The organism is Myroides odoratimimus, assembly GCF_001485415.1.
GTDB lineage: Bacteria > Bacteroidota > Bacteroidia > Flavobacteriales > Flavobacteriaceae > Flavobacterium > Flavobacterium odoratimimum.
In genome coordinates, this window is sequence record NZ_BCMQ01000005.1 from 115,528 (window position 1) to 136,409 (window position 20,882).

Here is a 20,882-nt window from a genome sequence, read left to right on the forward strand (position 1 = left end):
TATTCTTAGGGACTTTTTTATGCCTATGATAACACTCTTAGACAGTAATTACTTATACTTTCCAGCAGTAGATAATACGCATGAGTCAGGTATTTTAGCCATCGGTGGTGATTTATCTGCTAATAGATTGATATTAGCGTATAAGTCTGGGATATTTCCTTGGTTTGAAGATGGAGAGCCTATTACATGGTGGTCTCCTAATATGCGTATGGTGCTAGAGCCTGATGAGGTATATATCTCTAAGAGTATGCGTAGTATCTTAAAGAAAAATATATTTACAGTTACTTTTAATACTTGTTTTGCAGATGTAATTAATAATTGCCAGAACGCTAAGCGCGATGGGCAGTTAGGTACTTGGATTACAGATGATATGATCAAGGCATACTGCAATCTACATGACTTAGGCATCGCTAAATCTGTAGAGGTTTGGCAAGATGGAGAACTGGTAGGTGGTCTCTATGGTGTAGATATGAAACCTGTGTTCTGTGGAGAGAGTATGTTCTCCTTCGTACCAAATGCTAGTAAAGTAGCTTTTATCTACTTATGTGAATATCTAAGTGATAAAAAGTATAAGCTACTAGACTGTCAAGTATATAATGATCATCTAAGTTCTTTAGGTGCTTATGAGATACCTAGAGAGGTATTTCTAGAATATTTACCTAAGAGGTAACGCTACCATACTTCAGTTTATTTATTTCCCAGGTCAATGTGTTGAGGATAAGAAGTTGACCAGAAAGGGAGGGAAGGTCTAAGATGACTTTCAGTGTCTCATGAGCCATAATAGTTCCTATTATACCAGGGAATGTACCAAGTACCCCATTAAGACTACAGTTAGGGACATCTTCTGGAGCAGGAGGCTCTGGGAAGAGATCACGGAGGTTGGCATTGTTATGATGATTAAAGACACTCACCTGACCTTCAAAACCTAATATAGTACCATAGACTAGTGTCTTATCTAATGCTACACATGTGTCATTCACTAGATAACGTGTGCTAAAATTATCACTACCATCTACGATAATATCGAATGAACTCAGAATAGCTACTGCATTGTCAGAGGTTAACTGTTCATCGTATATTGTGAAGTGGATATGTGGGTTTATTTGTTCGATGCGTTGTTTGGCTATACTAGTCTTGTTTTTGTTGATGTCAGCTTCTGTAAATAGTATTTGTCTGTGAAGGTTGTGATGTTCGATAGTATCAAAGTCTATTACCGCTAGTGTGCCTACACCACAACTAGCAAGGTAAGTTAGCACTGGAGAACCTAATCCTCCAGCACCTATTACTAATACCTTAGCTTGTTTTATCTTCATCTGACCGTCTATTCCTACTTCAGGTAGATTCATCTGTCTGTTATATCGCAAGAAATCTGTTGTATCCATACTATAGTTTTTTATTTATTGATAGGCTTTATCCCAGTCTTTCCATACAGGATCATATCCTGCTTCTTTTATCAGGTGGTATATCTCTGATGTACTTCTTGAGTCACATATTTCAAATTGTTCTAGAGAGTTTTCATCTACACTATATCCTCCAGGATTGGTCTTAGAACCTGCACTCATCGTAGTAGCACCTAGTTTAAATACATTGTTTCTCAGTATTTCACTCTCACGGGTAGAGATAGATATCTCAAGGTCTTCATTCCATATTCTGTATGCACATAAGAGCTGTATGAGGTCTCTATCTTCCATGATGAAGTTAGGCTCTATAACGCCTTCTGCAGGTCTTAGCCTAGGGAAGGAGACAGAGTACTTCGTTTGCCAATAAGTCTTTTGTAGATAGTCTATATGTAGTGCATTAAAGAAACTATCTACTCGCCAGTCTTCTAGTCCAAGGAGTACACCTAATCCTATCTTATGTATGCCAGCTCTCCCTATTCTATCAGGGGTGTCTAATCTATATTCAAAGTTGGATTTCTTCCCTTTTGGGTGGTATTGTTTATATACTTCTTTATGGTAGGTCTCTTGATATACTAGTACAGCATATACACCTAGATCAGCTAACTGTACATACTCATCTTGTTTTAGGGGTTGTACCTCTATAGAAATGGTAGAAAAAGACTGCTGTATCTGTTCTATACTCTGTTTGAAGTAATGGATATTGACTACGTGATTAGCTTCTCCTGTTACGAGTAATATATGATCATACCCTTGTGCTTTGATTACTTTGACTTCTTGTTCTATTTCTTTTGGAGAGAGAGTCTTTCTACGAATGTTGTTATCTAAGCTGAAGCCACAGTAGGTACAGATATTATTGCACTCATTACTAAGATACATCGGAGCATATAGTGATATCGTCTTGCCAAATCTCTTTTGAGTAAGCTGTTGACTCTGCTGAGCCATCTCTTCTAGATAGGGTGTAGCAGCAGGAGAGATAAGATGGATAAAGTCTGTGAGGGTCTTCTTATTCTTAGCTAAGATCTGTTCTACTTGTACAGAGGTTGTCTCATAGATTGTTCTCTTAATCTCTTCCCAGTCGTATTGTTCATAAGTTTGTATAAAAGACATAGTTTATTCTGTTAGAAATGCTGTTAGTGGACTAGAAGCTTGAGCGTGATTTACTACAGTAGCTAGCTTAGCCTCATACGCTAGGCGACCAGCTCTGACAGCGAGTTTAAAGGCAGTAGCCATTTGTTCAGGGTTACCAGCTACTGCTATAGCAGTATTGACAAGTACAGCATCAGCGCCTATCTCCATAGCCTTAGCTGCGTCCGAAGGCGCTCCGATACCAGCGTCTACAATAACAGGAACTTTACTATTCTCTATGATAATTTCTAAGAAGTCCATTGTTTTTAACCCTTTATTGGTACCTATAGGGGCTCCTAAAGGCATGACAGCTGCTGTACCTACTTCTTCTAGTCGTTTACACAATACAGGGTCTGCGTGTATGTATGGCAAGACAACAAACCCTAGTTTGGCTAGTTCTTCTGTCGCTTTTAGGGTTTCGATAGGATCGGGAAGTAGGTATTTAGGGTCTGGGTGTATTTCTAGTTTAAGCCAGTTTGTCTCTAGTGCTTCTCTAGCTAGTTGTGCTGCGAAGACTGCTTCTTTAGCATTTCTTGCTCCTGATGTATTAGGTAGAAGGTGGATATGTGGGTACTGTAGATGAGTGAGTATAGCATTGGTGTCAGTGGTCGTGTCTATTCGCTTCAGAGCGACTGTAACTAGTTCGCTTTCGGATGCTAATGTAGCGATTTCCATATCTGCGTTAGAACCGTATTTACCCGTTCCTAAGAATAAGCGTGACTGAAAGGTCTTATCCGCTATTGTAAGTGGTTGTGTATTCATTTGAGTATATAGTTTAGTTGTTGTAGTAATGTTTTTTTATCAGTGCTGTTTTGAAGTAAACCAGATATCGCTATGCCATGTAGTCCTGCTTGTTTTAAGTCTTCTACATCTTCTAGTTGTATGCCACCTATAGCTACTACGGGGATGTTGATATCTAGTTCTTGCATCTGTTTTAGGAGCTGTTGATAACCTGCTAGACCAAGTATAGGGCTTAGCTTCTGTTTAGTAGTAGTAAATCGATAAGGGCCTAGACCGATATAATCACAACCTTCTGCATGTCTAAGTTGGATGTCTTCTATTGTATTAGCTGTACCTCCTATGATCTTGTTAGGCAAATAAGCTTTGGCTTGTGTGATGCTTAGATCAGTAAGTCCTAAGTGGACACCATCGGCCTCTATAGCTTTAGCTAAGTCTACATGATCATTAATGATCAGAGTAGCTTGATATTGTTCACATAGCTTCTTGACCTGTTCTGCTGTTTGCCACAGGGTAGTATTCGTCGTATTTTTGAAGCGATACTGTATCCACTGTTGTCCCGCTCCTAATACAGTTTCTATGTGATATAATTGTTCTTGTGGAGTATCTCCATGACTGATGTATTGTATTTTATTTAGCATGATATCCGAGTAAGGTATGATTAGAGTTGAAGAATGTTTCTATGTAGGCTTTAGCCTTCTGAATAGCTGTCAATGTGTGATCTCCTTTTGCAATATTAGCTGTTATCGCAGAGGATAATACACAGCCAGAACCGTGTTTAGGATAATCTGATAGCTGAGTTGGAGGTATAGTTTGTATCACCTCTTTACTCACATAGTAATCAAAGCCCAATGCATTAGGATTATGTCCTCCTTTTAGCAGAACATCACAGTATTGACTTAATCGCTGTGCTTTTTGAATAGCATCGTCATTCGTAGTGACTAATTGGTGTATCTCTAGGTAGTTTGGCGTAATCAGATCTATCTGTTGTAAGACAGTAGTTAAAGAATCTATTCGTTCAATAGTCTGAAAGTCAAAACCACTAGATGAACGCAATACAGGATCCCAAATAACTTTGGTCGTTGGAGATAAACCTTTGATAGTATCCACATATAGCTTCAATGTATCAAGGTCTCTGACAATACCTATTTTTACTGCTGCTATAGTGTAGTTCTCAAGTATAACAGATAATTGACGGATAGTATATTCTTCTTCCCATCTTACATGGATAAAGTTATCTTCTGTCTGTATCGTATTAGCAGATAGCACCGCCATGGGGTATACTTGATGATGTTCAAATGTTTTGATGTCTGCCATAACCCCAGCACCACTAGTAGGGTCAAAGCCAGCTATTGCCAATGCAATTGGTCGTAATATTGACATAATTCAAATTGTTTTAAGGGTTGCTCAGCTTCCCATATTGTTCCTAATAAGGCATAATCATCAAATCCCATTGTATGAATAGATTCGATGTGAAAAGGCGTGATACCTCCAAGGGCAACTAAGGTTACTCTGTTATTAGTTCTTTGCTTTAATTCCTCTGTCCAATCAATAGTTGAGACATACCCTCTCTTAGATATACTAGGATAGATAGGACTGATGAATGCTCTGTCTATGTTTGTTGATAACTTATTAACCTCACTTATACAATGAACAGATGTTGATAACTTAGGCAGTTCTACACTATAGTTATTAACATATAAACAATCAGTTGTTGATAAGTGTGTATAAGTACTGTTTATCTTGTTGATAAGTGCTTTATATTGTTTAAAAACGTGTTCATTGTTGTTAATAACTATTGTTGGTATGTGTATAACTAAGTACGGATGATAGTAATTGTCGATATTATTCACCCATTTTACTAACTCTTCATAGGACATATTCGGTTTGCGAACATGAAGTAGAGGCAAGCCTTTCTCAAACATTTTGTTGATAAGGCTTGTCTCGTTTTCTATAGGAGTAGGGTAGGTTATGACCACCATCTCTGTTCTCTTTTATAGATATATTTCTTTTCCTAATTCTATAAACTCTTCTGACTTCTCGCGCATTCCTTGTTCTGCTGTATCTCTAATTTCTTGTGATATTTTCATAGAACAGAATTTAGGTCCACACATAGAACAGAAGTGAGCTACTTTAGCGCCATCAGCAGGTAGTGTTTCATCGTGAAACTCTCTTGCTGTATCAGGATCTAGTGAAAGGTTGAACTGATCTTCCCATCTAAATTCAAAGCGGGCTTTACTCAGTGCATTATCTCTGTATTGTGCTCCAGGATGTCCTTTCGCTAAGTCTGCCGCATGAGCAGCTAGTTTATAGGTAATCACTCCATCCTTCACGTCTTTTTTGTTAGGTAGGCCTAAGTGTTCTTTTGGCGTTACATAACATAGCATAGCCGTTCCGTACCACCCTATCATAGCTGCTCCGATAGCTGAAGTGATATGATCATAACCAGGCGCTATATCTGTAGTTAGTGGGCCTAATGTATAGAAAGGGGCTTCTCCACAGTCGCGAAGTTGCTTTTCCATATTCTCCTTAATCATGTGCATAGGTACATGTCCTGGTCCTTCTATCATGACCTGTACATCGTGTTTCCACGCGATTTTAGTTAGTTCGCCTAGTGTTTCTAACTCTGCAAATTGAGCAGCATCATTAGCATCTGCGATAGAGCCTGGTCTTAGTCCATCACCTAGAGAGAACGCTATATCGTATTGCTTCATAATTTCACATATCTCTTCAAAGTGAGTATATAAGAAGTTTTCTTTGTGATGGAATAGACACCACTTCGCCATAATAGACCCTCCACGAGATACAATACCTGTCACTCGATTAGCAGTCAAGTGAATATAACGTAGTAGTACTCCCGCATGTATGGTAAAATAAGAAACTCCCTGTTCTGCTTGTTCAATCAGGGTATCTCTAAATATCTCCCATGTCAAATCTTCGGCTATTCCTTTTACTTTTTCTAATGCTTGGTAGATAGGTACTGTTCCTATAGGTACTGGAGAGTTGCGTATAATCCACTCTCTTGTCTCGTGAATATTCTTACCTGTTGATAAGTCCATAATCGTATCTGCTCCCCAGCGACATGCCCATACCGCTTTTTCTACTTCTTCTTCTATCGATGAGGTCACAGCACTATTTCCGATATTAGCGTTGATCTTCACTAAGAAGTTACGCCCAATAATCATAGGTTCGCTTTCAGGGTGGTTGATATTATTAGGAATGATAGCACGTCCACTAGCAATCTCTTCTCTGACAAACTCCGGAGTAATAAAGTTTTTAGGAGTATTGGCACCGAAACTATTGCCTTGATGCTGTTGCTTCATGGCTGAGGTAGCGTTGTTCAGCTGTTCTATTCTTTGGTTTTCTCTGATGGCTACATATTCCATTTCAGGAGTTATTATACCTTTTTTAGCATAATGTAGTTGAGTAACATTAGCTCCTTCTTTAGCAACCTTTGGGTTATGTCTAAATTCAAAGCGCAAGTGATCTAGTTTTTCATCTGCTAATCTAGCTTTACCATATTCTGATGTGATAGAAGATAATGTATTCACATCCTCTCTATTTAGTATCCATTCTTCGCGTAGACGTGGAATACCTTTGCGTATGTCTATGGTAATATCCGGATCAGTATAAGGACCTGATGTGTCATATACTGTTACAGGAGGATTCTCTTCTGTACCGCCATTAGATAGTTTAGTGTTGCTAAGAGATATCTCTCTCATCGCTACTTCTATTGGGAAGAGCTCTCCCTTGATGTACACTTTTTTTGAGTTAGGGAAAGGAGTTTGTGAGATGCTGTGTTGTTCCATTGTCTTTTAGTTTTAAGAGTTATTTAGTTTTTTAAACGAATGGAATCAACCACCTTGTGTAGCAGTTATAATTAAGATATCATCACTAGTAGATAAGTGATAAGTAGACCATAGGGGTTTAGCAATAACAGTTTGGTTCACAGCTACCGCTATCCCTTTTTGTTTCTGTGGATAATAAATATCCAACATAGCCTGAATACTCAAGGTATCCGTGTCAAATAGTACTTGTTGATTGTTGATTTTTAGTTCCATTCCTTTTCGTTTTGATATATAACTTTAGGAATGGCTACAATAGGGTACGAACGTACCTATCTAATGAAGTCATCTTACTTTTCCCTACGCTAGTATTAACTAGATCAGGTTCCAAGGGTGAAGTCTCAGCCTACAAAGTCTTGTAGACACCCCTAAAGCTTGAGGCAAATATAGGTCTTTTTTTGAACTGTGCAAATTAGGTGTAGGGATAACATGATATAATAAAAAAACGCTGAGGGAATTCCTCAGCGTTTGTATACTTATATTTTTTCAGCGTAAACGATATAGTATCTAGGGGTAAACCATCTAAAGATCGGACGTATCCCTAGTTTTTTGATAGGGTGTGTCCACATATCTCTATCTATGATTTTATACCCTGCTTTCTCTACTAGCCAGTCTAATTGCCAAGCTTCGAATTCGTGATAATGCCTGTCTAGCATATCTGTTTTACTTCTATATGCAGTACTAAACCACAAACGCAAAGGAACAGAAATCATTATTTTAGAAGCTTTACACGACTTTAATACCGTATAAGGATTTAGTAAATGCTCTACAATTTCAAAAGCTGTTAGCACATCATAATCAGTATTTAAAAGTACACTTTGATCTTCGTCTAAGTCCTCGCCAGAAGTATTGATTACTTGATAGCCATCTTCTTTCATTATTTTGGCTAGTGGGTTAACTACTCCTAGATCTAGTATTTGTGAGTCTTTTGAAATGTGCTTATTGACAAACTCCATTGTCTTTTTAAATCTCTTACTCGGATATGTTTTCTCGTACATAATTGTGAATTCGCTAGAACATTATGCTTCTGTTATAGCTGTGTTTTTAGATATTCTGTTTACTATAATAGCGATAGCTCCATCCCCCATAACGTTACAAGCTGTACCGAAGCTGTCCATAGCGATGTATAGTGCAATCATTAAACTTTGTTGTTCTGTATCAAATCCTAAGATAGAACTTAGTACTCCTAAAGAAGCCATAATAGCACCTCCAGGTACACCAGGCGCTGCTACCATCGCAACTCCTAACATACAGATAAAACCAACCATTAACGTAAAGTCTACAGCTTGCCCTTGTACTAACATTAATGCAACAGCACACGCTACAATTTTTAATGTACTACCTGCTAAGTGTATTGTCGCACACAAAGGTATAGCAAATCCAGCTATTTTAGGATCTACATTATTCTTTAATGTTTGTTCTAATGTCACAGGTATTGTTGCCGCAGAAGATTGTGTCCCTAGAGCTGTAAAGTACGCAGGTAACATATTTTTCATTAGCTTAATAGGGTTCTGCTTACTTATCGTACCTGCTATTATGTATTGGAACAGTAGAACGAAGATGTGTAGTAAGAAGATTACTCCTATGATTTTTATAAAGGTGTCTAGTACAATGAATACTTGCCCATTATAAGTCATATTCAAGAATATACCGAAAATAAAGAGCGGTAAGAACGGAATAATGGCTTTGTTGATTAATGACATGATAATACTCTGAAAGTCGTTAAAAACACCCTCTAAGTATTTGAAATTACCTTTAGAGATTCCTATTCCTAAAATAAAAGAGATGATTAAGGCACTCATGACATCAAACATTGGAGGCATTTCGATATTAAAGTAAGGAGCTAGGTTCTTTGTTGATTCTGTAATATCTCCCATTTGTTCTGTCGCTAGTATACTTGGGAATGTCGATATACTCACTCCATAAGATATAAAACCTGCGAATAGGGTAGAACCATAAGCAATAGCTGTGGTAATGATAAGTAATTTACCTGCATTTTTACCAATGTTACCAATCGCAGGAACGATTAGCCCTAAAATGATAAGCGGGATAGAGAAGCCTAGAAAGCCACCGAATATACTGTTAAAAGTACTGAATATTCTACCTATTGATTCTGGTAGATAGTTTCCTAACACACTACCTAAAGCGATAGCGATAATGATCTGCACTAGCAGATTGTTCTTTAATAATTTCATAATAAAATTAGTTGTGTCAGGTAAAAGTAATAAAAAAAAGCCTCAGAATTAACTGAGGCTTTTCTAAATATTGCTAAAAGGTTATTGATTAACCTAAAGAAGCTCTTTTGAATCCAGTGATTTCTACGTTGAAACCTTTTACATAGTCAGCAACTTTTTTAGACTCATCTTTAATGAAGTTTTGGTCTAATAATGCTTTCTCTTGGTCTAAAGTAGTGTTGTCACTGATGAAACGTTGGATTTTACCTGGTAAGATTCTATCCCAAATGTTTTCTGGTTTACCTTCAGCTTTTAATTCAGCTTTAGCATCTTCTTCCGCTTGTTTTAATACTTCTTCAGTAAGTTGAGCGTAAGAAATATATTGAGGTACATTTTTAAGAGTTTTCCCTAAACGTACTAATTCTTCGTTTTCTTTTACGATAACAGCGATACGAGCCTCAGTTTCTTTAGCAACGAATTCTGCGTCAAAATCTTTGTAAGATAATGTTTCAGCACCCATTGAAGCAACTTGCATAGATACGTCTTTAGCAATCTCGTCAGCTTTAGCAACAGCTTCAGATAAAGCAGTGATAGCAGCGATTTTGTTTCCGTGAACGTAAGAACCGATGAAAGCACCTTCTAATACTTCGAAAGAACCGATCTCGATTTTCTCACCGATAACTCCTGTTTGCTCAACACATTTTTCAGCAACAGTCATTGTAGCGTCGAATGGAGATGCTAAGAATTCTTCTTTAGTGTTAAAGTTGATAGCTTTCTCAGCTAATTCTTTTGCTAAAGCTTGGAATCCTTCGTTTTTACCTACGAAGTCAGTCTCACAGTTTAATGTGATAACTACACCTCTAGTTTTGTCTGCATTAACTAAAGCTACAGCAGCACCCTCGCTTGACTCACGGTCAGAACGGTTAGCAGCAACTTTTTGTCCTTTTTTACGTAAAACTTCGATAGCTTTATCGAAATCTCCTTCAGCTTCAACTAAAGCTTTTTTACAGTCCATCATTCCGGCACCTGTTTGTTGTCTTAGTTTATTTACTTCTGCAGCAGTAATATTTGCCATTTTAAAAGAGTATTAATGAGTTAATAAAAAAAAGTCGTTATCGACAGTGTATACAAAGGTAGACAACTATCAGCATAACGACTTTATGATATTGTTAAAAAATTATGCCTTAGCAGCAGGAGCTTCTACTTTAGTAGCTTCTTCTTTTTCAGACTTTCTTTCTGCATTACCTTCGATAATAGCAGAAGTCACTAATGATAAAATTTTATCGATTGATTTAGAAGCATCATCGTTTGCTGGAATAACAAAATCTACTTGACGTGGGTCAGAGTTTGTATCAACCATAGCGAAGATCGGAATGTTTAATTTTTGAGCTTCTTTTATCGCAATGTGTTCAGCTTTAATATCTACAACAAATAGAGCTGCTGGTAGACGAGTCATGTCAGCAATAGAACCTAAGTTTTTCTCTAATTTTGCACGAAGACGTTCAACTTGTAAACGCTCTTTCTTAGAAAGAGTCATAAATGTACCGTCTTTTTTCATTCTATCGATTGAAGCCATTTTTTTAACAGCTTTACGAATAGTAACGAAGTTTGTTAACATACCACCTGGCCATCTTTCAGTGATGTAAGGCATGTTAGCAGCAGCTGCTTTTTCAGCTACGATGTCTTTCGCTTGCTTTTTAGTTGCAACGAAAAGGATTTTTCTTCCTGATGCAGCGATTTTTTTCAAAGCTTCATTAGCTTCTTCTATTTTAGCTGCAGTTTTATATAGATTGATAATGTGAATACCATTACGCTCCATATAGATATAAGGAGCCATGTTTGGATCCCATTTTCTAGTCATGTGTCCAAAATGAACACCTGCTTCTAGTAAATCTTTTACTTCTACTTTGTTTGCCATTTTCTAATAGTTTACGTTCTGTTACTTTAGCAATAATCGAGTAGCAATAAATTGGTCTCAATTATTTAGATGCTAAACTACCTCTTACAGCATGTTGTAAGTGGGGCAACAAAAACCCAGATTTTTAATAATAAATAAATATTAACGTTTAGAGAATTGGAATCTCTTACGAGCTTTCTTCTGACCGAATTTCTTACGCTCTACCATACGAGGGTCACGAGTCAATAATCCTTCTGGTTTAAGAACTGCTCTGTTTTCAACATCAAGTTCACACATTGCTCTAGCGATAGCCATACGCACTGCTTCAGCTTGACCTGTTGTTCCTCCACCGTATACATTTACTTTTATGTCAAAGTTCTCAGCGTTCTCAGTCATTGTAAGAGGCTGTAATACTTTGTACTGTAATGTACCAGTTGGGAAATAAGTTTTAAAATCTTTTTTGTTAACTGTGATGTTACCTGATCCTTCAGAAACATAAACACGAGCAACAGCGGTTTTTCTTCTACCGATTTTGTGAATAACTCCCATTACTTAATTTCGTTTAAATTAACGGCCTTAGGTTGTTGAGCTTCATGTTTGTGCTCAGAACCTACATTAACATTTAAATTACGGAATAATTGTGCTCCTAATTTGTTTTTAGGCAACATTCCTTTTACTGCTTTCTCGATCAATAATGCAGGGTTTTTTTGTTGCATTACTTTAGCAGTTAATGATCTTTGTCCTCCTGGGTAACCTGTGTGACGGATGTAAGTCTTGTCATCTAATTTGTTACCTGTTAGGTTGATTTTCTCTGCGTTGATAACGATTACGTTGTCTCCACAGTCTACGTGCGGTGTATAATTTGTTTTGTGCTTACCTCTTAAAAGTACTGCAACTTTTGAAGCAAGACGTCCCAAATTTTGACCTTCAGCGTCAACAATTAACCACTCTTTTTGAGCAGTTGCTTTGTTAGCCGATACTGTCTTGTAGCTTAAACTTTCCACAATAAATTTGTATTTAATTAAACATTCCATTCCCAATTAAGGGAGTGCAAAAGTACAATTATTTCTGTACTTTACAAATTTCTACTCCCTTTTTTAGAAAATATTGGCGCTCAATTGTTTGACTAACAATTGTATCGCTACTCTACTTCCAATATCAATTGCTCTATTTAGGTTAGTATTTTTTACTAGATACGATGTACACTAAATTCATTGATTTTTGTAATTATAAAATGTTTGTTTTGAGTAATTTAGTAAATAAAAATAAATGATATGAAGAAAAAGATCACATTACCTGTAATGGCAGTATTAGCGCTAATAATGGCTGGATGTCCACAAAAGAAAGAAGCGGCAACACATGAAGAAGTAATCGAAGAAGTAGTTACTAAAACGCCTAATCAGAAAGAGTCGCTAGATAGTATAAGTAACCAAGTAACTATGGTGTTAGAACAAGTGGCTTATGATAAAGCACCTGAAGTACTTCATTTAACGATAACTAATCAATCTTCAGTAGAAGTAAGTACTGGCTCAGACTACTCTATCAACGTTCTAAAAGGAAAGTCTTGGGAGGTGATGGATATGAAAGGTATTGGTTTTGATAGAATGATTCATCCTATTGGGCCAGGTGAAGGAGTTGGTTTTGATATCAACTTGTTTAGCAAGGAACTAAAATATGAGAAAGGTACTTATAAGATTATAAAACAACTAGCAACTGATAATGGTAGTTTTATTAAAGAGGTAGAGTTTGTAATTAAATGATGATACTAGGAAAGTAAATCACAGTCAAACGGGAGTGTTCTTTATCAAGAGATAAAATTCTTGAAGAGGGATGTTGTAGTCGAAACGTGTTTTGTGGCTTACAAAAGAGTTTATTATAACATGTATATATAGTATGGTAGTAAAACTAGGAGATCATGCTGAGTGATTTGAACTCTGATTTTACTCTATTCAGCATGTGCTTTTATTTGAGAAAACATGCATTTTGGTTTTGAATGAGTCCGTAGTGAGTCCGTTATGAGTCCGTAGTGACTCCGTAAAATCTTATAAAATAACGGAGTCATTATGGACTTAATATTGAAATAATAAGGTCATGTACTGAATCTATCTCGTTTAGAACTGATAGATGTCTAATGTAAGAGTGGTAACATAAAGAGATTTTGGTTACCTAGTGTAGTTATTCTCTTCTACTTCTATGAGCCTTTAATATAATTTTGAATTGTAGTTCTCTGGATACTTTGCCATCTCTGCATTATAGTGAGGGCCGATTTCGTCTAATACTTGTTCGAATGTTTTATCTTCCACATGGACAAGTTTAATGATACCACATTCTTTCTTTTTATAATCTGCATATCCTAATACGATAGGTACATTAGCAGATTTAGCGATATGGTAAAACCCTTGTTTCCATTGATCAGAATACCCACGGGTACCCTCAGGAGTATTAATGATAGCTATATCATCAGTAGTATTAATGACATTGACTGCGTATTCTACTAGATTTTGTCTTTTGGTTCTATCTACACCGATACATCCAAGTGCTTTAAAGAAAAAACCAAACCATGCTTTAGTATAATAATCTTTTATAAACATGCGTATAGGTACCCCCATAATCCAGAAGCAGGCTAATGCGTAGTAGAAGTCCCAGTTAGAAGTATGAGGAACGCAGATAAGTACAGTCTTCCTTTCTTTTTTTGGGTCAAAGTTATTAGGAGCGTACTTCCATCCCGTGATTCCTAACATTATTTTGCCTAGTAACTTTTTCATCTTGTTTATCTTAATAATTATTTGAGGCAAATATAGAATAATTTAGTTAGGTCTAGATTACATGATTATTGTAATAAAATGCTAATGTTATTATCAGTAATAGAGTAGGTAGTTAAAAATAGAAGTGATGCTCATCATTATGCAATAAGTTGATTCTAAATATGAACAAAAGAAATCCCCTTGAAGACATCTAAACTTCAAGGGGATACTATATATGTTTTAATTAATGTGCTTCTAGCCAATTTTCTCCAGTACCTAGGTCTACTATTAATGGTACATCTAGTTTATAAGCGTTTTCCATTTCAGATTTGACCATTGTCTTTAATGCTTCAAGTTCTTCTTTATGAGCATCAAAGACAAGCTCATCGTGTACTTGTAGTAGCATCTTAGATTTCCAATTCTCAGCAGTCAACTTCTTGTTGATATTGATCATCGCTATCTTTATAATGTCTGCGGCACTACCTTGTATAGGAGCATTGACAGCATTACGCTCAGCTGCACCTTTCACGACAGCATTATGAGAGTGAATATCCTTTAGATATCTTCTACGACCTAAGATAGTCTGTACATATCCATGCTCACGAGCGAAATCTATCTGAGTAGCGATATAACTCTTCAGTTTAGGATAGGTAGCATAGTAAGCATCGATTAGCTCCTTGCTCTCTGCGCGGGATAGATTAGTCTGATTACTTAGTCCGAAGGCAGATACTCCATAGATAATACCGAAGTTAACAGTCTTGGCATGACTACGTTGTTCTTTAGTTACTTCTTCTAAAGGTACATTGAATACCTTAGCAGCAGTAGAACGGTGAATATCCTCTCCACGTTGGAACGATTCTAGCATATTAGGCTCTTGACTCAGTGCTGCTATGATGCGCAGTTCTATCTGAGAGTAATCGGCTGCTAGTAGAACGTAGTTCTCATCACGAGCTACAAAGGCTTTTCTTACCTGACGACCTCTCTCTGTACGAATAGGAATATTCTGTAAGTTAGGGTTGTTAGAACTAAGACGACCTGTAGCAGCTACAGCTTGCATATATTCTGTGTGTACTCTATTCGTTTTTATATTCACTTGGTCAGGTAGTGCATCTACATAAGTATTTTGTAGTTTTACTAACTGTCTCCATTCTAATATGTCTCGTACTATCTCGTGCTTAGGTGCTAAGTCACTTAATATTTCTTCACCAGTAGCATATTGACCTGTTTTTGTTTTCTTAGGTTTAGAGCCTCCTATTTGAAGTTTTTCGAATAGAATGTCACCTAATTGTTTTGGTGATGCAAGATTAAATTCTTCTCCTGCTTCTAAGAATATGCGTTGTTCTAACAGCTTAATGTCAGTAGATAAGGTGTCAGATAGCGACTTTAGATATTCAGTATCTAAGCGTATACCTTCTGTCTCCATATCTGCTAATACATTTACTAGAGGTATTTCGATATTGTCAAATAACTCTTGTGTATGTGTAGCAACTAATTGAGGCGCAAAAGTTTCTTTTAGTTGATAAGTGATATCAGCATCTTCTCCTGCATATTCTTTGACTATCTCGGCATCTATGTCACGCATAGTCTTTTGATTCTTTCCTTTTTTACCGATTAGTTCTTCGATAGGTTGCGGTGTATATTTAAGGTAAGTCTCTGCTAATACGTCCATATTATGGCGCATATCAGGATTGATTAAATAATGAGCAATCATCGTGTCAAACAGAGGACCTTTTACTACAATGTCATATTGTTTTAGAATCTTGATATCATATTTAAGGTTTTGTCCTATTTTCTCAATATTTTCTGCTTCAAAGAAAGGAGCGAATTGCTGTGCAAGCGCCTTTGCCTCGTCTTGGTTCTCTGGGAAAGGTACATAGAATGCTGTCCCTTTTTCAAAAGAGAAAGCTATACCTACTAATTCTGCAGTAAAAGGGTCTAAACCTGTCGTCTCTGTATCAAAGCACACTGACTTTTGGTTTAGTAAGTTTTGGATTAATAAACGAATAGCCATACTGCTATTACACAGTTGGTATACGTGATTAGTTGTATTTAGATTACCAAAATAAGCTTCAGTAGAGGAAGAGGTATTACTCGAATCATCTCCAAAAAGAGAGAATTGCTCATCAGCTCCACTTGTAGTTGTAGCAGTAACTGTTGGAGTAGGAATGGCCTCTTTTCCTTTATTGAATAGTTTATCGAATTGTTCTTTCATTCTTCTAAACTCAAGTTCAATAAACAAAGCTTCTGATTTCTCAATATCAGGACATTCTAGTATATAGTCTTTTTCATTGAATTGTACAGGACAGTCTAGGATGATAGTAGCCAGTTTTTTAGAAAGTAATCCTTTCTCTTTATTTGCTTCTATATTCTCTTTCATTTTACCTTTTAGCTCATGTGTATTGGCTAATAGGTTTTCCATAGAACCGTATTGCTTGATAAATTTCTTCGCTGTTTTTTCTCCTACACCAGGTAGTCCAGGGATATTATCCACAGCATCCCCCATCATTCCTAAGAAGTCTATCACTTGTTCTGGATAGTCTACTTCGAATTTCTCTTTTACTTGGTCTACTCCCCATATTTCGATACCATTCCCCATACGAGCTGGTCTATACATAAAGATATTCTCAGATACTAACTGAGCATAATCTTTATCCGGAGTCACCATATATACTTCGAAGCCTTCTTTCTCTGCCTGTTTAGACAATGTTCCGATAAGGTCATCAGCTTCATACCCGCTCACTTCTACGATAGGGATATGCATGGCTTCTAAGATTTGCTTAATATACGGAACAGCTATTTTGATGGCTTCTGGAGTCTCATCTCTATTAGCCTTGTATTCTGGAAATAATTCTAATCTTAAATCACTACCACCTCTGTCAAAAGCAACAGCTAGGTGATCAGGAGATTCTCTTTTTATAACGTCTATTAGTGAGTTCATAAACCCTAGAATAGCAGAGGTATCAAGACCTTTAGAGTTAATTCTAGGGTTTTTTATAAATGCGTAGTATCCTCTAAATATTAAAGCATAGGCATCTAGTAAGAAAAGACGATTTTTATTAGCCATCTATAATGTGGTTTTTTATTAAGGGTAATTATTTATATGTTCAAAGATAATGAATTTGTAGTAGGACTTAGGAGAGAACAAAAGTTTTGTGATTTAGATGTTTGATAAATATCATTAAATATTGTTAAAGATACTTTGAAAGCATTTGGAAAAAATTAAATTTGTTATTTATAGATTATTGAAATGGGGAGATTTATAGTATTACTGTTAGTATTTATTATAATAGAGTTTTATTGTTTTCAGGCTGTTCGTCAGGTGACTAAAAATAAGCTAATGAGATGGGGCTATGTGGTGGTCTCTTTATTGGGTATTATATATATCATATATGGTTTTTCACAGTTTGATCGCAATCACGCTAGGAATCATCAGTCGCTAGTAGCAGGAGCTTTAGTTATCTTATTCTATTTGCCTAAAGCGATTATTACTATATTACTAATTACTGAGGATGTAGTAAGAATAGGTAGAGGTATCTGGAATTATAGTAAAGGCGTTAAAGTAAAGAAAGAGGATAAAGAATCTTTCGTGCCAGGGCGAAGAAAGTTTGTATCTCATCTTGCCTTTGGGATAGCGTCTATACCTTTTATCTCAGTATTACACGGTATCACGATAGGGCGATATAAATTCGAGGTTAGGAAGAGTATCATAGAGTTTGAGGATTTGCCAGAGGCGTTTGATGGATTTAAGTTTACCCATATTTCTGATATACACAGTGGGAGTTTTGACAATGAAGAGAAGATTAGATATGCGGTAGAGTTAATTAATAGTCAAGAATCAGATGCACTGTTATTTACGGGAGACTTAGTGAATAGTCTAGCAGATGAGATGCTTCCGTGGTATGATGTGTTCAATAAAATACGCCATTATAAATATGGTAAATACTCTATATTAGGAAATCATGATTATGGAGATTATGCACATTGGGACACAGAGGAAGAGAGACAAAAGAACTTTAAAGATATCTGTGATATCAGTCCAAAGTTAGGTTTCAGATTATTGAGAAATGAGCATGTGTGGTTTGAGAAAGATGGTCAACGGATAGCAGTGGTAGGAGTAGAAAACTGGGGAGTACGAGGACACTTTCAGAAACTAGGAGATTTAGATAAGTCTACAGAAGGAGTGAACTCTAAAGACTTTAAGATCTTAATGAGTCATGATCCATCACACTGGGAAGCTAAAATATTAGAACACAAAAAGAATTTTCAATTGACTCTAGCAGGTCATACGCATGGTAGTCAGTTCGGTATAGAGATACCTGGATTTATAAAATGGAGTCCTATACAGTATGTGTATAAGCAGTGGGCAGGGCTTTATGAGAAGATGGGTAAGTATATTTATGTAAATAGAGGATTTGGATATCACGCTTATCAAGGACGTACAGGTATCTGGCCAGAAATCACAGTGATAGAATTAAGGCGAAAAAAGTAAAGAATATTGCTAAAAAGTGATATTTTTGTATATTAAAAGAAGTTTATAGTAAAGTTAATTTATATTATATGTCAAAATTCGGAGAGTTAGTAACAGCAGATGTTCCTGTTTTAATCCACTTTTATGCACAGTGGAACGAAGCATGTACTACTATGAATCCTGTCTTAATCGATGTAGCAGCTGCTATGGGGGATAGGTTGCGTATAGTAAAAATAGATGTTGAGAAAAATGGTGAACTAGTAGAGGCTTTAAGAATAAAGCAAGTGCCTACTATGATGCTGTATAAAAGAGGTAGTATGATCTGGCGCCAAAGCGGTGTTATGGATGCAAACTCTCTTATCAATGTCACTAAGACACTATAACGTAGAGAAGGTATACCCTTTAGATAATAAGTAGTCAATAGTCTTAGGTAAGGCATAGTATAAATTATGACTAGCCTTGATACTATCATGAAATACAATAATACTTCCAGGAGCCATATTCGTTATGGCTCTTTTATAACATTCTTCAGGAGTGGTGTTCTTATCATAATCTTTGGTAAGATGTGACCACATGATGATGTCATATCCTTCTGATATTACTTGTTTAGCTTGTTGCTTTTTTATTTTACCATAAGGAGGTCTGAATAGACGTGTTCTGTTCTCAAAGCTAGTGTGTTTGGCCATTTCTTCCGTTGATAAGCAGAAGTTGTTTATATATACTTCATTTGCGTTTTTCCAGCCATTTAAGTGATTAAAAGTATGATTGCCTATCTGATGTCCTTCTTGTAAGATTCTATTGAATAGAGCAGGGTGTTTTCTCACATTATCACCTATGCAGAAGAATGTGGCTTTTACTTGATACTGCTTCAGTATATCTAATACCCATTCTGTGACTTCGGGTATAGGGCCATCGTCAAAAGTTAAGTAAATGTGCTTTTGAGTATTTGGCCTTTTCCAAGTGTATTTTGGAAAAAGAAGAGGAAGAAGTAATCTAGAGATATTCATAAGTCAAATGTATAAAAAAAGAGTAGTTAACTAAATAACTACTCTCTTTTAATGAATAACAATTAACTATAAAATTATTTTATACCACCTCCGACAGCTCTATAAAGCTGTACGATAGAGGTAAGTTGTGCTAATTCTGTATTAATGTAACTTAATTCTGCAGCAAGTGCACTCTCTCTAGCTGTCAATACATCTAGGTAGTTAGCCATACCTTGTACTAATAACTCTTCTGAGTATTCAGTAGCTAGGTTATATGCTTCGTATTCTTGCTTTTTAAGTTTTAACTTATCTGAAGAACTGTGGTAAGTGTATAATGCATCAGAAACTTCTTTTGACGCATTAAGAATAGATAGTTTATAACTTAGGTAAGCAGATTCTTGTTTTGCTTTAGCTACCTCATGTGCAGTTCTAACTTTTCTACCATTTAATAAAGGTTGAGTTAAACCACCGATGAAGTTTGCAAATAAAGAACTTGTATTGAATAAGTTATCAAAATCTAAACTCTGTAAACCACCATTCGCTGTAAGTCTGAAAGATGGATAGAAGTTCGCTCTAGAAACATTAGTCATTTCAAAAGCGTTAATTAATCCATACTCAGCAGCTCTTACATCAGGTCTATTGCTTAATAATTGAAGTGGTACACCAACAGAAAGGTCAGCATTAAGTTTTTGACTCTTAAGTTCTCCTCTAGTGATTGTACCAGGATTATTACCTAATAGAATACTGAATGCGTTCTCTGTTAGTTTGATATTGTTTTCAAGATCAACTAAAAGAGCTTTTGCATTGAACAATTGTGCTTGAGTTTGCTTAACAGCTACTTCATTCACTTGTCCAGATTCTTTTAAAGCTTCAATCGTTTCTAAACTGTTAGTTCTGTTTACGATAGTTTGTTCTGTTACACGTTTTTGTTCATCTAAAGCTACTAATTGAAAATACGTTGTAGCGATAGTAGAGATTAACTGAGTTTTTACAGCTTGGTGAGCAGAAAGAGTTTGTAGGTAGCTAGCACCTGCAGCTCTTTTATCACTTCTGATTTTACCCCATACATCTAGTTCCCAAGAGAACTGTCCTGTAACATCATACAAATCATTTTTAACTCTAGTATCTCCAAAAGCGATACCTTGAGGTCCGTTTTTAGATAATACAGAGTGAGTATAGTTAGCACCTAGGTTTAATGTAGGAGCGTATCCCCATTTACCTTGTTGCATATAAGCGTGAGCAGCATTGATATTCTCTAATGCGATTCTGATATCTAAGTTATTTTCTAATCCGTGTTCAATGTATTGAATAAGCGTTTGATCAGAGAATAGCTCTTTCCATGACATATTTGCCATAGAAAGAGTATCTTGAGATATGTTATCAGTACGGAATTGCGCTTCGTTAGTTACTTCAGGTCTCTCGTAATTTTTAGATACGATACAAGACTGCATAGTAACAGCTAAAACAGCAATAGGTAAAGCTCTATATAAAGTTTGTTTTTTCAT

22 protein-coding genes and 1 riboswitch are annotated in these 20,882 nt (G+C 36.3%); of the genes, 4 read left to right on the forward strand and 18 right to left on the reverse strand.

The window, feature by feature from the left end; all coding sequences use genetic code 11:
- Window positions 1–19: 19 nt before the first annotated feature.
- Entirely contained in the window at window positions 20–670 is a 651-nt protein-coding gene (gene aat, locus MODO_RS06520) for a leucyl/phenylalanyl-tRNA--protein transferase (RefSeq protein ID WP_006259746.1), read from the forward strand.
- On the opposite strand, the gene MODO_RS06525 is transcribed toward aat, so the two are convergent.
- From MODO_RS06525 to rplM, 14 genes are all read right to left on the reverse strand, one after another.
- Complete coding sequence (locus MODO_RS06525; protein WP_006259745.1) at window positions 660–1,382, reverse strand: HesA/MoeB/ThiF family protein; 723 nt, start codon at window positions 1,380–1,382, stop codon at window positions 660–662. The two genes, aat and MODO_RS06525, sit on opposite strands and share 11 nt — an antisense overlap.
- 15 nt (window positions 1,383–1,397) lie before the next feature.
- On the reverse strand, window positions 1,398–2,507 hold the full coding sequence (gene thiH / locus MODO_RS06530) for a 2-iminoacetate synthase ThiH (RefSeq protein ID WP_006259744.1): 1,110 nt from the start codon (window positions 2,505–2,507) through the stop codon (window positions 1,398–1,400).
- 3 nt (window positions 2,508–2,510) lie between these two features.
- A complete protein-coding gene (locus MODO_RS06535) occupies window positions 2,511–3,287 on the reverse strand; it encodes a thiazole synthase (protein WP_006259743.1) in 777 nt (258 codons plus the stop codon).
- Entirely contained in the window at window positions 3,284–3,904 is a 621-nt protein-coding gene (locus MODO_RS06540) for a thiamine phosphate synthase (protein ID WP_006259742.1), read from the reverse strand. The genes MODO_RS06535 and MODO_RS06540 overlap by 4 nt, the downstream gene beginning before the upstream one ends.
- The gene (locus tag MODO_RS06545; RefSeq protein ID WP_006259741.1) at window positions 3,894–4,646 is read right to left on the reverse strand and encodes a hydroxymethylpyrimidine/phosphomethylpyrimidine kinase; all 753 of its coding nucleotides are present in this window, start codon (window positions 4,644–4,646) and stop codon (window positions 3,894–3,896) included. Before MODO_RS06545 ends, MODO_RS06540 begins: the two co-directional genes overlap by 11 nt.
- Window positions 4,613–5,245 (reverse strand): thiamine phosphate synthase, encoded by a 633-nt coding sequence (locus MODO_RS06550; RefSeq protein WP_006259740.1) that lies wholly within the window; start codon window positions 5,243–5,245, stop codon window positions 4,613–4,615. Before MODO_RS06550 ends, MODO_RS06545 begins: the two co-directional genes overlap by 34 nt.
- Before the next feature lie 12 nt (window positions 5,246–5,257).
- Complete coding sequence (gene thiC / locus MODO_RS06555) at window positions 5,258–7,072, reverse strand: phosphomethylpyrimidine synthase ThiC (protein ID WP_006259739.1); 1,815 nt, start codon at window positions 7,070–7,072, stop codon at window positions 5,258–5,260.
- Window positions 7,073–7,117: 45 nt separating this feature from the next.
- Entirely contained in the window at window positions 7,118–7,324 is a 207-nt protein-coding gene (gene thiS / locus MODO_RS06560) for a sulfur carrier protein ThiS (RefSeq protein ID WP_006259738.1), read from the reverse strand.
- A 64-nt stretch (window positions 7,325–7,388) separates the two neighbouring features.
- A riboswitch (TPP riboswitch) is annotated at window positions 7,389–7,488 on the reverse strand.
- Window positions 7,489–7,584: 96 nt separating this feature from the next.
- Window positions 7,585–8,064, reverse strand: coding sequence for a class I SAM-dependent methyltransferase (locus MODO_RS06565; protein WP_006259737.1), 480 nt, complete (start codon window positions 8,062–8,064; stop codon window positions 7,585–7,587).
- A 63-nt stretch (window positions 8,065–8,127) separates the two neighbouring features.
- Window positions 8,128–9,303: a dicarboxylate/amino acid:cation symporter gene (locus MODO_RS06570; protein WP_006259735.1), complete on the reverse strand. Its 1,176-nt coding sequence runs from the start codon at window positions 9,301–9,303 to the stop codon at window positions 8,128–8,130.
- Between the two features lie 88 nt (window positions 9,304–9,391).
- A complete protein-coding gene (tsf, locus tag MODO_RS06575) occupies window positions 9,392–10,357 on the reverse strand; it encodes a translation elongation factor Ts (protein ID WP_006259734.1) in 966 nt (321 codons plus the stop codon).
- Between the two features lie 102 nt (window positions 10,358–10,459).
- Window positions 10,460–11,200 carry a 30S ribosomal protein S2 gene (rpsB, locus tag MODO_RS06580; RefSeq protein WP_006259733.1) on the reverse strand — a complete coding sequence of 247 codons (741 nt, stop codon included), beginning with the start codon at window positions 11,198–11,200 and terminating at the stop codon, window positions 10,460–10,462.
- Between the two features lie 141 nt (window positions 11,201–11,341).
- Entirely contained in the window at window positions 11,342–11,728 is a 387-nt protein-coding gene (gene rpsI, locus MODO_RS06585) for a 30S ribosomal protein S9 (protein ID WP_006259732.1), read from the reverse strand.
- Window positions 11,728–12,183 (reverse strand): 50S ribosomal protein L13, encoded by a 456-nt coding sequence (gene rplM, locus MODO_RS06590; protein WP_025124595.1) that lies wholly within the window; start codon window positions 12,181–12,183, stop codon window positions 11,728–11,730. The genes rpsI and rplM overlap by 1 nt, the downstream gene beginning before the upstream one ends.
- Window positions 12,184–12,453: 270 nt before the next feature.
- Here rplM and MODO_RS06595 point away from each other — a divergent pair, with 270 nt between their 5' ends.
- Window positions 12,454–12,939, forward strand: a complete 486-nt coding sequence (locus MODO_RS06595) for an immunoglobulin-like domain-containing protein (RefSeq protein WP_006259730.1) — start codon at window positions 12,454–12,456, stop codon at window positions 12,937–12,939.
- Window positions 12,940–13,380: 441 nt separating this feature from the next.
- Here MODO_RS06595 and MODO_RS06600 read toward each other — a convergent pair whose 3' ends face one another.
- Both MODO_RS06600 and polA read right to left on the reverse strand, forming a co-directional pair.
- Entirely contained in the window at window positions 13,381–13,944 is a 564-nt protein-coding gene (locus tag MODO_RS06600; protein ID WP_039328624.1) for a 1-acyl-sn-glycerol-3-phosphate acyltransferase, read from the reverse strand.
- Between the two features lie 223 nt (window positions 13,945–14,167).
- A complete protein-coding gene (polA, locus tag MODO_RS06605; RefSeq protein ID WP_006259728.1) occupies window positions 14,168–16,987 on the reverse strand; it encodes a DNA polymerase I in 2,820 nt (939 codons plus the stop codon).
- Window positions 16,988–17,170: 183 nt separating this feature from the next.
- On the opposite strand from polA, the gene MODO_RS06610 reads away from it, so the two are divergent.
- A complete protein-coding gene (locus tag MODO_RS06610; protein ID WP_006259727.1) occupies window positions 17,171–18,412 on the forward strand; it encodes a metallophosphoesterase in 1,242 nt (413 codons plus the stop codon).
- A 68-nt stretch (window positions 18,413–18,480) separates the two neighbouring features.
- Window positions 18,481–18,774: a thioredoxin family protein gene (locus MODO_RS06615; RefSeq protein ID WP_006259726.1), complete on the forward strand. Its 294-nt coding sequence runs from the start codon at window positions 18,481–18,483 to the stop codon at window positions 18,772–18,774.
- Here MODO_RS06615 and MODO_RS06620 read toward each other — a convergent pair.
- Both MODO_RS06620 and MODO_RS06625 read right to left on the reverse strand, forming a co-directional pair.
- The gene (locus MODO_RS06620) at window positions 18,769–19,398 is read right to left on the reverse strand and encodes a polysaccharide deacetylase family protein (RefSeq protein ID WP_006259725.1); all 630 of its coding nucleotides are present in this window, start codon (window positions 19,396–19,398) and stop codon (window positions 18,769–18,771) included. The genes MODO_RS06615 and MODO_RS06620 overlap by 6 nt on opposite strands.
- A gap of 74 nt (window positions 19,399–19,472) precedes the next feature.
- Window positions 19,473–20,882: an efflux transporter outer membrane subunit gene (locus MODO_RS06625; RefSeq protein WP_006259724.1), complete on the reverse strand. Its 1,410-nt coding sequence runs from the start codon at window positions 20,880–20,882 to the stop codon at window positions 19,473–19,475.

Excerpts from the sequence above, each read along its gene's own strand:
- MODO_RS06550 (WP_006259740.1), bottom strand. The coding sequence starts at position 5,245 with ATGGTGGTCATAACCTACCCTACTCCTATAGAAAACGAGACAAGCCTT.
- MODO_RS06565 (WP_006259737.1), bottom strand. The coding sequence starts at position 8,064 with ATGGAGTTTGTCAATAAGCACATTTCAAAAGACTCACAAATACTAGAT.
- tsf (WP_006259734.1), bottom strand. The coding sequence starts at position 10,357 with ATGGCAAATATTACTGCTGCAGAAGTAAATAAACTAAGACAACAAACA.
- aat (WP_006259746.1), top strand. The coding sequence starts at position 20 with ATGCCTATGATAACACTCTTAGACAGTAATTACTTATACTTTCCAGCA.
- MODO_RS06545 (WP_006259741.1), bottom strand. The coding sequence starts at position 4,646 with ATGTCAATATTACGACCAATTGCATTGGCAATAGCTGGCTTTGACCCT.
- MODO_RS06525 (WP_006259745.1), bottom strand. The coding sequence starts at position 1,382 with ATGGATACAACAGATTTCTTGCGATATAACAGACAGATGAATCTACCT.
- MODO_RS06615 (WP_006259726.1), top strand. The coding sequence starts at position 18,481 with ATGTCAAAATTCGGAGAGTTAGTAACAGCAGATGTTCCTGTTTTAATC.
- MODO_RS06620 (WP_006259725.1), bottom strand. The coding sequence starts at position 19,398 with ATGAATATCTCTAGATTACTTCTTCCTCTTCTTTTTCCAAAATACACT.
- thiC (WP_006259739.1), bottom strand. The coding sequence starts at position 7,072 with ATGGAACAACACAGCATCTCACAAACTCCTTTCCCTAACTCAAAAAAA.
- MODO_RS06625 (WP_006259724.1), bottom strand. The coding sequence starts at position 20,882 with ATGAAAAAACAAACTTTATATAGAGCTTTACCTATTGCTGTTTTAGCT.
- MODO_RS06570 (WP_006259735.1), bottom strand. The coding sequence starts at position 9,303 with ATGAAATTATTAAAGAACAATCTGCTAGTGCAGATCATTATCGCTATC.
- thiS (WP_006259738.1), bottom strand. The coding sequence starts at position 7,324 with ATGGAACTAAAAATCAACAATCAACAAGTACTATTTGACACGGATACC.
- polA (WP_006259728.1), bottom strand. The coding sequence starts at position 16,987 with ATGGCTAATAAAAATCGTCTTTTCTTACTAGATGCCTATGCTTTAATA.
- rpsB (WP_006259733.1), bottom strand. The coding sequence starts at position 11,200 with ATGGCAAACAAAGTAGAAGTAAAAGATTTACTAGAAGCAGGTGTTCAT.
- thiH (WP_006259744.1), bottom strand. The coding sequence starts at position 2,507 with ATGTCTTTTATACAAACTTATGAACAATACGACTGGGAAGAGATTAAG.
- MODO_RS06540 (WP_006259742.1), bottom strand. The coding sequence starts at position 3,904 with ATGCTAAATAAAATACAATACATCAGTCATGGAGATACTCCACAAGAA.
- rpsI (WP_006259732.1), bottom strand. The coding sequence starts at position 11,728 with ATGGGAGTTATTCACAAAATCGGTAGAAGAAAAACCGCTGTTGCTCGT.
- MODO_RS06610 (WP_006259727.1), top strand. The coding sequence starts at position 17,171 with ATGGGGAGATTTATAGTATTACTGTTAGTATTTATTATAATAGAGTTT.
- MODO_RS06535 (WP_006259743.1), bottom strand. The coding sequence starts at position 3,287 with ATGAATACACAACCACTTACAATAGCGGATAAGACCTTTCAGTCACGC.
- MODO_RS06595 (WP_006259730.1), top strand. The coding sequence starts at position 12,454 with ATGAAGAAAAAGATCACATTACCTGTAATGGCAGTATTAGCGCTAATA.
- MODO_RS06600 (WP_039328624.1), bottom strand. The coding sequence starts at position 13,944 with ATGAAAAAGTTACTAGGCAAAATAATGTTAGGAATCACGGGATGGAAG.